The 12,707-nt window shown below is 68.6% G+C and carries 11 protein-coding genes; 8 read left to right on the top strand and 3 right to left on the bottom strand.

Annotated features, from left to right (window positions below):
* The first annotated feature begins 190 nt into the window (after positions 1 to 190).
* The 8 genes from D7D52_RS08220 (at position 191) to D7D52_RS08185 (ending at position 9,816) form a co-directional block, all read left to right on the top strand.
* Entirely contained in the window at positions 191 to 1,627 is a 1,437-nt protein-coding gene (locus D7D52_RS08220; protein WP_120735776.1) for a GuaB1 family IMP dehydrogenase-related protein, read from the top strand.
* Between the two features lie 319 nt (positions 1,628 to 1,946).
* Positions 1,947 to 3,317 (top strand): hemolysin family protein, encoded by a 1,371-nt coding sequence (locus D7D52_RS08215; protein WP_120743916.1) that lies wholly within the window; start codon positions 1,947 to 1,949, stop codon positions 3,315 to 3,317.
* Positions 3,310 to 4,374, top strand: a complete 1,065-nt coding sequence (locus D7D52_RS08210; protein ID WP_120735775.1) for a hemolysin family protein — start codon at positions 3,310 to 3,312, stop codon at positions 4,372 to 4,374. The genes D7D52_RS08215 and D7D52_RS08210 overlap by 8 nt, the downstream gene beginning before the upstream one ends.
* Positions 4,371 to 5,282 carry a 3-methyladenine DNA glycosylase gene (locus D7D52_RS08205; RefSeq protein ID WP_246023691.1) on the top strand — a complete coding sequence of 304 codons (912 nt, stop codon included), beginning with the start codon at positions 4,371 to 4,373 and terminating at the stop codon, positions 5,280 to 5,282. Before D7D52_RS08210 ends, D7D52_RS08205 begins: the two co-directional genes overlap by 4 nt.
* Positions 5,283 to 5,298: 16 nt before the next feature.
* Positions 5,299 to 6,573 (top strand): DUF2786 domain-containing protein, encoded by a 1,275-nt coding sequence (locus D7D52_RS08200; protein WP_246023690.1) that lies wholly within the window; start codon positions 5,299 to 5,301, stop codon positions 6,571 to 6,573.
* Positions 6,574 to 6,726: 153 nt separating this feature from the next.
* A complete protein-coding gene (locus D7D52_RS08195; protein ID WP_120735774.1) occupies positions 6,727 to 8,304 on the top strand; it encodes an LVIVD repeat-containing protein in 1,578 nt (525 codons plus the stop codon).
* Positions 8,301 to 8,984, top strand: a complete 684-nt coding sequence (locus D7D52_RS08190) for a DUF305 domain-containing protein (RefSeq protein WP_425464616.1) — start codon at positions 8,301 to 8,303, stop codon at positions 8,982 to 8,984. The genes D7D52_RS08195 and D7D52_RS08190 overlap by 4 nt, the downstream gene beginning before the upstream one ends.
* A gap of 109 nt (positions 8,985 to 9,093) precedes the next feature.
* Positions 9,094 to 9,816, top strand: a complete 723-nt coding sequence (locus D7D52_RS08185; protein ID WP_120743913.1) for a PaaI family thioesterase — start codon at positions 9,094 to 9,096, stop codon at positions 9,814 to 9,816.
* Between the two features lie 82 nt (positions 9,817 to 9,898).
* On the opposite strand, the gene D7D52_RS08180 is transcribed toward D7D52_RS08185, so the two are convergent.
* From D7D52_RS08180 to D7D52_RS08170, 3 genes are read right to left on the bottom strand one after another with little or no spacing between them, the layout of a single operon-like run.
* The gene (locus tag D7D52_RS08180) at positions 9,899 to 11,188 is read right to left on the bottom strand and encodes an acyl-CoA dehydrogenase family protein (protein WP_120735772.1); all 1,290 of its coding nucleotides are present in this window, start codon (positions 11,186 to 11,188) and stop codon (positions 9,899 to 9,901) included.
* A 2-nt stretch (positions 11,189 to 11,190) separates the two neighbouring features.
* Positions 11,191 to 11,829: a TetR/AcrR family transcriptional regulator gene (locus tag D7D52_RS08175; RefSeq protein ID WP_120735771.1), complete on the bottom strand. Its 639-nt coding sequence runs from the start codon at positions 11,827 to 11,829 to the stop codon at positions 11,191 to 11,193.
* Positions 11,826 to 12,572: an SDR family NAD(P)-dependent oxidoreductase gene (locus tag D7D52_RS08170; protein ID WP_120735770.1), complete on the bottom strand. Its 747-nt coding sequence runs from the start codon at positions 12,570 to 12,572 to the stop codon at positions 11,826 to 11,828. The genes D7D52_RS08175 and D7D52_RS08170 overlap by 4 nt, the downstream gene beginning before the upstream one ends.
* Positions 12,573 to 12,707 lie beyond the last annotated feature (135 nt).

Genomic DNA, 12,707 nt, shown 5'->3' with positions numbered 1-12,707 from the left:
CGCTTCCGGCATATCGGACGAGATCGAGATAACTGGCAGCCCCACAAAGGCGGTAGCGATCGCGGAGCAAATACGGGGCAGGCCAGCCGCTTCGGGTCCGCGCTGCCGTGCGTCGCTCGTTCCGCCCCGATCGGAAATTCTCCGCCCGACCGCACCGCGAACGCACAGCATTCAGCTACCATGGTCCAACGTGCAGTTTCTTCCCGGGCAGACTCCGCCCTACGACCTGACCTACGACGACGTCTTCCTCGTCCCCCGCCGGACGGATGTGGCGTCCCGGTTCGATGTCGATCTCTCCTCCACCGATGGGACCGGCACGACCATTCCGCTCGTGGTCGCCAATATGACCGCCGTCGCCGGCCGCCGCATGGCCGAGACCGTCGCCCGCCGCGGCGGCATCGTGGTGCTGCCGCAGGATCTTCCGATTCCCGCGGCCGCCGACACCATCGCCTTCGTCAAGAGCCGCTCGCTCACGGCCGACACCCCCGTGGTGCTCGATCCCGAGCAGTCGGTCTCCGACGCGCTGGCCCTCATCCACAAGCGCGCCCACGGCGCGGTCATCGTGGTCGAGAACGGCAAGCCGGTCGGCGTGGTCACCGAGTCCTCCTGCGCGGACGTGGACCGCTTCGCCCGCTTGAGCACGGTCGCCGACACCAACTTCGTGTCCGCTCCGGCCGACACCGAGCCCCGCGAGATCTTCGCGCTGCTCGAGGCCAAGCACACCAACATCGCGGTGCTCGTCAACTCGGACGGCACCCTCGCGGGCGTGATGACCCGCACCGGTTCCATCCGCACCGGCATCTACACCCCGGCCACCGACGCCAACGGCCAGCTGCGCATCGCCGCGGCCGTCGGCATCAACGGCGACGTCCCGGCCAAGGCCAAGGCCCTGGTCGACGCGGGCGCCGACGTGCTGGTGATGGACACCGCGCACGGGCATCAGGAGAAGATGATCGAAGCGCTGCGCACCGTGGCCGCCCTGGATCTGGGTGTGCCGCTGGTCGCGGGCAACGTCGTCGCCGCCGAGGGCGTGCGCGATCTGATCGAGGCCGGCGCGGACATCATCAAGGTCGGTGTGGGTCCCGGCGCCATGTGCACCACCCGCATGATGACCGGCGTGGGCCGCCCGCAGTTCTCGGCGGTGGCCGAATGTGCCGCGGCCGCCAAGGAATTCGGCAAGCACGTGTGGGCCGACGGCGGTGTCCGCCACCCGCGCGACGTGGCCTTGGCGCTGGCCGCCGGCGCCTCGAACGTGATGATCGGTTCCTGGTTCGCCGGCACCTACGAGTCGCCCGGCGATCTGCGCACCGACCGCGACGGCAACCGCTACAAGGAGTCCTTCGGCATGGCCTCCAAGCGTGCCGTGGCCGCCCGCACCGCCACCGATTCCGCGTTCGACCGGGCCCGCAAGGCGCTGTTCGAGGAGGGCATCTCCTCCTCGCGCATGCGCCTGGACCCCGAGCGCCCGGGCGTCGAGGACCTGATCGACCACATCACCTCCGGCGTCCGCAGCTCCTGCACCTACGCCGGCGCGCGCACGCTCGCGGAATTCCACGAGCGCGCCACCCTGGGCGTCCAGTCGGCCGCCGGTTTCGCCGAGGGCCGTCCCCTGCCGTCGGGCTGGTGATCCGCTAGTACTGCACAGCCGAAACCCGGCGGGTCCGCCTCGGACCGGCCGGGTTTCGCGTGTGCGGGTGCGTTTTTCGCGGGCGGCCGGGTGATACGGCCCCGCCGTGCGGAATCCGGGAAAGCGGCCCGGTACCATGGGCTATCCGGAGCCCGGAATCGGGTCTCCACCGTGCGTATTCCCTTGCCAACCCCTGCGAAAGGAACCAGTTGTCACCCGCGTCCCAGGGCGCTTCACAGGAGGGCTCCTCTACCGAGCCGGGTGACGAACCCGGCGCCCACGCAGTACGAGCCCTACGAACGGCCAGGTGGTACTGACCGTGTCGGCCCTGCTCACCGTTCTCAGTCTGCTCGGATTCATCGCTTTGACCGCCGGCACGGCACTGTTCGTCGCCGCCGAGTTCTCGCTCACCGCCCTGGAACGCTCCACCGTCGAGGCTCATGCCCGCGGGGGCGACCGCCGGGCGCGCCAGGTGCGCAGCGCGCATCGCACCCTCTCCTTCCAGCTGTCGGGCGCGCAGCTGGGCATCACCATCACCACGCTGATCACCGGCTATATCGCCGAGCCCGTGCTGGCCCGGCTGCTGGAGCCGATGTTCAACGCCTTCGGCGTGAGTGCCGGTACCTCCCATGGCATTTCGCTGGCGCTGGCGCTGATCATCGCGACCTCGCTGTCGATGATCTACGGCGAACTGGTGCCCAAGAACATCGCCATCGCCTCGCCGCTGACGGTGGCGCGGTTCACGGCCGCGCCGATGATCGCCTTCTCGACGGTGTTCAAGTGGATGATCAACTTCCTCAACGGGGCCGCCAACTGGGCGGTGCGCCGGCTGGGCATCGAACCGGCCGAGGAGTTGCGCTCGGCGCGCTCACCGCAGGAATTGGGTTCGCTGGTGCGGACTTCCGCGTTGCACGGGGCGCTGGATCAGCGCACCGCGCAGGTGGTGGACCGCTCGCTGGAGTTCGGTGAGCGCACCGCGGAGGAGCTGATGACCCCGCGCGTCACCATCGACGCCCTCGATCAGGACTGCACGCTCGCCGATCTCATCGACGCGGCCCGCGAGACCGGGTACTCCCGTTTCCCGGTCATAAAGGGCGATCTGGACAACACGCTCGGGTTCGTGCACGTCAAGCAGGTGTTCCTGTATCCGGCGCGGGATCGCCGCAGTATCAAGCTGGCCAGCATCGCCAAGCCGGTGCCGGTGGTCCCGGCCAGCCTCGACGGCGACGAGGTGCTGGATCGGGTGCGCCGCGACGGCATGCAGGTGGCGCTGGTGGTCGACGAGTACGGCGGCACCGCGGGCATCGTCACCATGGAGGATCTGATCGAGGAGATCCTCGGGGACGTGCGCGACGAGCACGACGAGGGCGAACTCGACGTGCGCCGCACCCCCGCCGGCTGGAACTGCGCGGGCCTGCTGCGCATCGACGAGGTCTCCCGCGCGACCGGATACGACGCGCCCGAGGGCGAATACGAGACCATCGGCGGTCTCGTGCTGACGCGCCTGGGCCGGATCCCGGTGGTGGGCGACGAGGTCGCGCTGCCGCAACCGGCCAATGTGATGGATCCGCACACCGACGGCGGCTGGCTGGCCACCGTGGAGCGCATGGACGGCCGCCGCATCGACCGGGTGCTCATCCGCCCGGTCGACGCCGCGGCCCTCGCGGAGTGGGAGCAGGCCCATGGGTGACCTGTACGCCGTCGCCTTGGCGTTGGCATTGCTGCTGGGCAACGCGTTCTTCGTGGGCGCGGAGTTCGCGCTCATCTCCGCGCGCCGCGACCGGCTGGAAGCGCTTGCCGCACAAGGCAAGCGCAGCGCCAACACCGTCATCGCGGCGGGCCAGAACCTGTCGATGATGCTGGCGGCCGCGCAGCTGGGCATCACCATCTGCTCGATTCTGCTGGGCCGGGTGGGTGAGCCGGCGGTGGCGCATCTGCTCGAGCGGCCCTACGACCTGCTGGGCGTGCCGGATTCGCTGCTGCATCCGATCGCGTTCGCGCTGGCGCTGGCGATCGTGGTGATCCTGCACATCCTGCTGGGCGAGATGATCCCGAAGAACATCGCGCTGGCCGGGCCGGAACGCTCCGCGCTGCTGCTGGTGCCGTTGCATCTGATGTGGCTGCGGCTGGCCAAGCCGTTGATCGCGCTCTACAACTTCGCGGCCAATATCACCTTGCGCGCCTTGCGGATCGAGCCGAAGGACGAACTGGATTCCACCGTGTCGTCGGTGGAGCTGGCGGAGATGTTCGGCGAATCCCGGTCGGAGGGACTGCTGGACGAGGAGGAGCATCGCCGCCTCACCCAGGCGCTGGGCTCGAGCGACCGCATCGTCGCCGATGTGATGGTGCCGCTGGCCAAGGCGCGGTCGGTGCCGTTGCGCGGGGACGGAACGACGCTGGGCGATATCGAATCCGCGGTCGGCGAAACGGGTTTCTCGCGGTATCCGGTGCAGGCGGGCGACGGGTCGCTGGTCGGCTATCTGCACGTCAAGGACGTGCTGGATCTGACCGCCGACGACGACGCGGGGCCGGGCACCCCGATTCCGCGCACCGATATCCGGCCGCTGCCGACCCTGAGCATGGGCACCACCCTGTACGAGGCGCTGGCTCGCCTGCGCCGCACCAATTCCCATTTGGGGCGCGTGGTCGACAGCCGCGGCAATACGGTCGGCATCGTGGCCCTGGAAGATCTGGTGGAGGAGTTCGTGGGCACCGTCCGCGACGCCACCCACCGCCTCGCCGAATGATGAACGCGCCCACCGAACCTCGTGCTGCCGCGGTCGAGCGGTTGTCCGGTCCCGCATGGCGGGATCGGGCGGCCGCCCACCGCGCGCGGGTCGACGCGCTGGTCGGCCCGTATCTGGCACGGCGTGCGGCAGGTTCGAAGCATCCGGTGATCGATTTCCTGTTCACGTATTACGGTCACAAGCCGGCGCAGCTCAAACGCTGGCATCCCGGGTTCGGGGTGGTCCTCGAGGATGCCGAGGAGTACACGGAATTCCGTGGCTACCAGCGTATTTCGGCCGAGGCCGGGGTCGCGGGGTGGACGGCCGATCCGGCCTTCCTCGAGAAGCGGCGCGACACGGTCGCATTCGTGGCCCGTCTGCTCTCGGCCACCATGACCCGGCCCACCCAGTTGTCCTGTTTCGGGCTGCACGAATGGGCGATGGTCTACCGCACCGACGACGTCCGCCACCAGCAGGTTCCGCTGCGCTTGGGCGCGAGTGGCACCGACGCCGTGGTCGAGTCGATGCAGTTGCGCTGCACTCACTTCGACGCCTTTCGCTTCTTCACCCCCGCCGCGGTGCCCCTCAATATCGAGCCCCTCACCCGCGAGTCCCAGGTGGAGCGGGAGCAGCCCGGCTGCCTGCACGCCAATATGGACATCTACAAGTGGGGCTTCAAACTCACCCCCTTGATCGGCTCCGATTTCCTGTTCGACGCCTTCGAATTGGCCTGCGTCGCTCGCGAACTCGACATGAAGGCCAGCCCCTACGATCTGCGCGCGTTCGGCTACGACCCCATCCGTATCGAAACCCCCGCCGGCCGAGCCGAATACGTCCGGGCCCAGGCTGACATCGCCGCGCGCGCCGAACCCTTGCGCATCCGCCTGCTCGACGCGTGCCGCTCCTTGCTGGCTGTCGCCGACCGGTAGGCACAGGAGGCGAAGCGTGGGTAAGAACCGGCGGCACAAGGCAGCGGCCCAGCGTGCGCGCCAGGAGCGTGCTCGGCAGGACGGCGCGGGTAGCGACTCGCGCCCAGAGCTGGGAGAGACGGCCGGCCCCGAGGAGATCGGGTCCGCGATTCTGGCGGCCGCGCTGGAAGCGGTCGGTGACGCGCGTGCGGGCGAGCGGCTCGCGGCGCGGGTGGCCGGGAACGGTTTCACTCCGGCACTGGAGCAGGGCGTGGATCTGGCTGGGCGGCAGGCGATCACGACGGCGTTCGAGGGCGGCTGGCTGCCCGCCGACGTGTGGCAGGCCGCGCGACGCCGGGTCGGGGAGTTCGCGGTCGCCTACCTGGTCGATCTGATGGCCGCCCACGTCGAGCGGTTCGCCCTGGACACGGTCGACGAAACCTGGCGAGCTCAGCTCGTCGACCTGGACGCCACCGTCTGGTGGGAACAGTCGAGCCCACATCTCGGGCAATGGGCGCGCAGCCAGTTGCTGATCGCGTCCGAGGCGGTGACTGCCGTGGTCGAAGCGCTGGCCTTGCTGTTCCAGCTGCCCCGGATGGAACTCATCCGTCCGCTGCCGGGCAGGGCGCGCCCCGCGCGACCGGCGCACCATCGGGTGGACGAGAAGGCGCTCGGCCGGGTGCGTGGCCTGCTGGCGAAGGCCGAATCCACCTCCTTCCCAGAGGAAGCCGAGGCGCTGTCCGCCAAAGCCCAGGAGCTGATGACCAAGTACGCGATCGACCGCGTCCTGTTGGAGGCCGACACCGTCGCCGATCTGCCTGGCGCACGCCGGTTGTGGCTCGACACCCCCTATGTCGACGCGAAGGCGCTGCTGGTCGACGCGGTCGCCCGCGCCAACCGCTGCCGCGCGGTCTTCTCGGCGGAGTGGGGTTTCGTCACCCTCGTCGGCGACGATCCCGATCTCGACGCCGCCGAGCTGCTCATCACCTCCCTGCTGGTGCAGGCCACCCGGGCGATGATCGCCACCGGCGATACCCGAAACTCGGCTCGCACCCGCCCCTTCCGCAAATCCTTCCTCATCGCCTACGCCACCCGCATCGGTGAACGTCTCACCCGCGCCACCGCCGACACCATCGCCAAAACCCCGGACCGCGAACACCTCCTGCCGGTGCTTGCCTCTCACGAACGTCGCGTCGAGACCGCTCTCGCCACCCTTTTCCCGAGTACCAAGGCTTCCCGCGTCTCGGTTCCCGACGCCGAGGGCTGGCACGCCGGCCGCGCCGCCGCCGACCGCGCGCAGCTGAATTCCTGACCCGAACCTGGACTGTCACAGACAATTTCCCGCTACCCCTACCGGCCAGTCAGTTTATGAGTTACGGTGCGAAACGTAACCGTGACCACTCCGGGCACTGCGCTGTGCCACCGGTCACGGTGCTCGAGTTCCACCGAAGATGGGGGTTCCGCGATGAGGCGGTTCACGCGCGTGCGTCGGTCCAAGCCGTTCGCGGTGCTGGCGGTGACGCTGTTGGGGGCGGCCGTGCTGCCGATGCACGGGGCGGGCGCGGATCTGCAGTCCGATATCGCCAATCAGGTGCAACAGTTCCTGGACGTGGGGCGCACCTCGGTGCCGCGCGCGGACTGCGGGGCGGACGCGCTGCCGGAAACCGGTATGCAGGGCGATGTTCCGGCCGACGATCGCAACAGCGGACGCAGCACGCTGGGCTACCGCTGCAATCTGTCGTTCGTGGGCGGGTATGTCGGTAAGGGCGCGGGGATCACCTCGGCGACCTACGACCACTGCTCGTACACCGGATCGTTGTTCCCGGGCAATATCCTCGGTCCTTCGCAGGGCGTGCAGGTGCTCGATGTGTCCGATCCGGCGAATCCGGTGGTGACCGGCAGCCTCACCGAACCGGCCATGCTGGCCGGCACCTGGGAGTCGTTGAAGGTCAATCCGGAGCGAAAGCTGTTGGTGGGCACCGGTGTCCCAGTCGGCGAGGGCGCGGGCTACCTGTCGGTCTACGACATCTCCGACTGCGCGCATCCGCGGCTGCTGAATCCGGGCGCGGGCACGAATCTGCTGATGCCGCTGCCGATCACGACGCACGAGGGCGGCTTCTCCCCTGACGGGCGGACTTATTGGGCCTCCGGCATCGCGCCCGGCTTCGTGAGCGCGGTCGACCTGACCGATCCCGCGAATCCGCACGTGATCTGGCAGGGCCTGACCGGTATCGAGGCGCACGGCTTCGGGATCAGCCCGGACGGCAACCGCATGTATCTGTCGGCGCTGGCCGGTTTCACGGTGCTCGATATCAGCGCCGTGCAGCGGCGCGATCCGAACCCGCAGGTCAACCATCTGGGACGGGTCTTCTGGACCGATGGCTGGGCGACCCAGCACAGCATTCCGGTCACCTACGACGGCAAGCCCTACCTGTTCACCGTGGACGAGGGCGGCGCCGGCGGCGTGAAGCTCATCGACATCTCCGACGACACCAACCCCAGCGTCGCGGCCAAGATCAAACTCGAGATCAACCTGCCGGACAACCAGGATTCGGCGATGGCCTCGGCCATGGGCGGCTCGGTGTTCTCCTACGACGCGCACTACTGCGCCGCCGACCGCCCGACCAACCCGACCGCGCTCGCCTGCGGCTGGGAGGAGTCCGGGATCCGGGTGTTCGATGTGCGGGATCCGTTCCACGCCAAGGAGATCGCCTACTTCAACCCGCCCGCCCGCAAGGGCCGCAACCTCGAGTTGTGGAATTCACCGCACGCGCTGGCCTCGATCATCGGCGTCCCGGCCATGGAGTTCCCGTCGGCGGCGCGCGCCATGCTGGAGGGCAAGTTCGACCCGAATCAGGCGCTGTCCTCGCGCACCGGCATGATCGCCTTCGGCGACCTGTCCACCGACTGGTGCTTCTCCCCGCCGGAATGGCACGGCAGCCAGCTGTGGGCCACCTGCAACGACAACGGTTTCATGGTGTTGCAGCTCGCCGACGACGTGTACACCCCGCCCGCCGATCAGCGGTCCGTGGTGGGTTCGTGACCGGGTCGCTACGTGATCGGCTGCGCGCCAACGAATCCGGCCGACGGCGCGCCGGTTTTGCGGTCATCGCGCTTCTGCTGCTGACCGCCGGTTTTCTGGTGCGGCCGATCCTCGTCCCCGAGGATCACTCGGCCGCTCCGGTGCTGAGCGCCGTGGAGATCGGGTTCGCCCAGGACATGACGGCTCATCACGAGCAGGCCCTGATCATGGTGCAGCGCTTGGATTCCGGCGTCGACCCCACGGTGCGTCAGCTCGCCCAGCAGATCGGCGACACCCAGCGCATGGAGATCGGCACAATGATGGGCTGGCTGCGGCTGGCCAATGCCGCACCCGATTCCAAGACCCCGATGGCGTGGATGAATTCCGCTGCCGCGCACGAACATTCCATGGCGGCAATGCCCACCATGACCAGCGCCAACGGCACCTCGATGCCCGGCATGGCCACCCAAGCCGAACTCGACGCCCTCGCCACCGCCCGCGGCGCCCAGGCCGAAGTCCTGTTCCTGCAACTCATGCTGCGCCACCACCGCGGCGGTGTCGCCATGGCCAAGGCCGCCGACGAACTCATCACCAAGGGCCCGGTGAAGGAGGCCGCGCGCGGCATGGTCACCGCCCAATCCCAAGAGGCCGGATTGATGACCGTCATGCTCGCCCAGCGCGGAGCCCAACCCCTGTCCTGACACCACGCTCCCGTGGGGTGCGAAATCTCACGAGACCCCGGTTCGCTCCCCTGGGTATGGTCGAAAGATCGATCGGCCGGCGGCGGCCGGGAAGGGGTTGACCTCCACCATGACCCAGGCGGAAGCGCTCACCATCCCCGCGCACATTCACGGCTACCCGCGGATCGCATTCGGCGGCTACGTCGCCGGCCTGCTGGCCGCCCAGTCGGGCGCGGACACGGTGCGGGTCGATTTCCGGCGCGCCGTCGCGGTGGACTCGCCGATCCTGCTGTCCCGCACCGGGGATGGCCGCGCCACCCTCACCGGCGCCGACGACGCTTTGCTGGTCGAGGCGGCGCCCGCGACGCTCACCGTCCACCCGCGTCCGGCCCCGTCGTGGTCGGCCGCGAAATCCGCCGTGGACCTGGCGTTGGCGGGCGAGCGCACGGTGACCGACTGCTACGGCTGCGGCCTGGCCTGCGCACCCGGCCGCGGACTGCTGCTGTTCCCCTCGATCCTGCCCGGCACCGAAACCATGGCCGCCGCATGGACTCCCGACGCCGGTCTCGCCAACGACTCCGGCGAACTACCGCCCGAGGTGGTCTGGTCGGCACTGGACTGCCCCGGCGGCCGCGCCGCTTTCGTCTTCTCCCACATGGCCTCCGGCGCCTTCACCGCCGCCCTCACCGCCACCCAACTGCGCCCCGTGTACGCCGGCGAAGACTACATCTCCCACGCCTGGATCCTCGCCCGCGAAGGCCGCAAACACACCGTCGCCGTAGCCCTCTCGACCGCCGCAGGCGACCTGTGCGCCCTCTCCGAAGCCCTCTGGATCGAACCCCGCACCCCCTAAACCCCGCAAACAAGATCAGGGAGCTGTCACTGCGGGGAATCGGACAAATTCCCTCACTCAGAGCTCCCTGATCTTGTTTCGGTCAGAGGTTGCCGACGGCGTGTTCGAGGCGTTGGGCGACCAGGGCGCGCGCCTGTTCGCGCAGGGCGGGGCGGTAGCCGGTGGGGTAGACGGGGTCTGCGGGGGTGTAGGTGCCGAGGATTTGCTTGGCGAGGGTGATTTTGTGGACTTCGGTGGGGCCGTCGGCGATGGCCATGATCTGGGCGTAGGTCATCATGTCGGTGAAGGGGAGGTCGGTGCTGACGCCGAGCGCGCCGTGCAGGTGCATGGCGCGTTGGGCGATGTCGTGCATGACCTTCGGCATGGCGACCTTGATGGCGGCGATGTCGTGGCGGACCTTGCGGTAGTCCTGTTCCTTGTCGATGCGCCAGGCGGTGCGCAGCACCAACAGGCGGAACTGTTCCATTTCGATCCAGGAGTCGGCGATCTTCTCCTGGGTGAGTTGTTTGCCGCCGAGCACGCCCTTGCCCATGGGGCGGGAGACGGCGCGCTCGCACATCATGTCGAACGCCTTGCGCACCAAGGCGACCGTGCGCATGGCGTGGTGGACGCGACCGCCGCCGAGGCGGGTCTGGGCGACGATGAAACCGAGGCCCTCCGCGCCGAGCAGCGCGTCGGCGGGGACGCGGACGTTCGTGAACCGCAGGTGGCCTTCGTGTTCGCTGAAGCCGGGGACGGTGAAGTTCTTCACCACCTCGAGGCCGGGGGTATCGGCGGGCACGATGAACATCGACAGCCGCTGATGCGGTGGCGCGTCCGGGTCGGTGACGGCCATGACGATGTGGAAGGCGGCGAATTCGGCGGCGGAGTTGAACCACTTCTCGCCGTTGATGACCCACTCGTCGCCCTCGCGGACCGCACGGGTCTGGAAGGCGGTGGGATCGGAGCCGCCGGTGGGCTCGGTCATCACATAGCAGGAGCCGATCTCACCGTCCAGCAGCGGCTGGAGATACCGCGCCTGCTGCTCGGGCGTGCCGAAATGCGCGAGGATCTCGGCATTGCCGGAATCCGGTGCCTGACAACCGAACACCAGCGGAGCCCACATGGAGGTGCCGAGCACCTCGTTGAGCAGCGCGAGTTTCAGCTGCCCGTACCCGGGTCCGCCCAGCTCGGGTCCGAGGTGGCAGGCCCACAGCTGCTGCTGTTTCACCTGCTCCTGCAACGGTTTCATCAAGGCCCGGATCTCCGGGTGCTGCCGGTCGTAGGGGTTGGGGTAGATCAGGTCCAGGGGTTCCACCTCGGTCCTGACGAACTCCGCGACCCAGTCCAGCTTCTTCTGATACTCCGGGTCGGTGTCGAAATCCCAAGCCATGATCAGCCTTTCGTGCTCTTGCGGGGTTGGATGAGTCCGTCCAGGACGGTGGTGCCGAGGATGTCGGCGATTTCGTCGGGGGTGCGCTGTCCGTCGGGGCGGTACCAGAAGGTCACCGAATTGAGCATGCCGAGCACGCTGTTGGTGACGACGTGATCGGCGGTGCGCAGCACGCCCGACGCCTTGCCCGCGTCGATCACCTGCTGCCACAGTGCCTGGATACGGTCGCGCAGGTCCTGAAGCTCGCCGGCCCGCTCACCACCGAGCGCGGCGCCGTCGCGCAACTGGATGGCGACCGCGCTGCGGTTCTCGATGATGAGCCGCACGTGACTGCGAATGAGGTTGCGCAGCTTGGTGACCGGATAATCGTTGCCGCCGGCGATCTGCTCGGCCTCGGCGAGCATGAGCCGGGTGTAGTCGCCGAGGATCTGCCACAGCAGTTCCTCTTTCGATCCGATGTGGTAGTACAGCGCCCCGCGCTGCACGTCGGCGCGCTCACCGATCTCGGCGACGCCGGTGCCGTGGAAACCCTTCTCCGCAAACAACTCCAGCGCCGCGCGCACGATCCGCTCCCGGGTCTCCCCCGGTGCGGCGGCCGAGGCGGGCGGGCGGCCGCGGCGGCGGGCGGGCGGGGCGGTCACCGGAAACCGCCGTCGAGGGCAAGGGTCGCGCCCGTGACGTAGGCGGAAGCGTCGGAAGCCAGAAACAGCGCGGCCCCGGCAATGTCGGCGGGCACGCCGATGCGGCCGAGTGCGGTGTGCCGCGCCAGTTCCGCGCGCAGCCCCTCGGGCCACGCCTTGGCGATATCGGTGTCGAAGGCCCCGCAGCGGATGGTGTTGACCCGCACCGCGGGGCCATAGGTGTGTGCCAAACCCACGGTCAGCGCCTCGAGACCGGCCTTCGCGGCGGCGTACGGCACGGCCAGCGGTTCCGGATGGGCGGCCTCGATCGAAGATATATTCACGATCGATCCCGACCCCGCCGCGGCCATGCGCGCGCCGACGAGCGCCGAGAGCCGGAACGGCCCCTTGAGATTGGTCGCGATCACCTTGTCGAACATGGCCTCGGAAACCTGGTCCAAGCTGGGGTAGAGCAGCGACATGCCGGCATTGTTGATCAACACGTCGACGGTCCCGAACTCGCCGTAGGCCGCGTCCACGAGCACTTCGCACTGCGCCCAGTCCCCCACGTTGCAGGCCACCGGCAAGGCCCGTTGCCCGGTCTCGGCGCGCACGTCGGCGGCTAATTCCTCACATGCCGCGAGCTTGCGGCTGGCGATGACGACCTCGGATCCGGCCTCGGCGAGCGCGAGCACCATCTCCCGGCCCAATCCGCGACTGCCGCCCGTTACCACAGAGACCTTGCCGGACAAGGGTTTTCCCATGTTTCACACCTTCACGAACAGCCGCCAGAAAATGTTCCATCCAGTACATTAAATGTACCGTTCGATACAATCAAGACCCATCGTGCGAGGCCCCAACCCCGAGGCCGTGAAATACCGCCCAGTAACCGCGAGTAA

The sequence above is a fragment of the Nocardia yunnanensis genome (assembly GCF_003626895.1).
GTDB classification, from domain to species: domain Bacteria; phylum Actinomycetota; class Actinomycetes; order Mycobacteriales; family Mycobacteriaceae; genus Nocardia; species Nocardia yunnanensis.
This window is presented reverse-complemented; position numbering and strand designations above follow the sequence as displayed.

Coding starts and splice junctions, on each gene's coding strand:
- D7D52_RS08210 (WP_120735775.1), top strand. CDS start 3,310: ATGGGTGACCTGTACGCCGTCGCCTTGGCGTTGGCATTGCTGCTGGGC.
- D7D52_RS08205 (WP_246023691.1), top strand. CDS start 4,371: ATGATGAACGCGCCCACCGAACCTCGTGCTGCCGCGGTCGAGCGGTTG.
- D7D52_RS08195 (WP_120735774.1), top strand. CDS start 6,727: ATGAGGCGGTTCACGCGCGTGCGTCGGTCCAAGCCGTTCGCGGTGCTG.
- D7D52_RS08185 (WP_120743913.1), top strand. CDS start 9,094: ATGACCCAGGCGGAAGCGCTCACCATCCCCGCGCACATTCACGGCTAC.
- D7D52_RS08180 (WP_120735772.1), bottom strand. CDS start 11,188: ATGGCTTGGGATTTCGACACCGACCCGGAGTATCAGAAGAAGCTGGAC.
- D7D52_RS08170 (WP_120735770.1), bottom strand. CDS start 12,572: ATGGGAAAACCCTTGTCCGGCAAGGTCTCTGTGGTAACGGGCGGCAGT.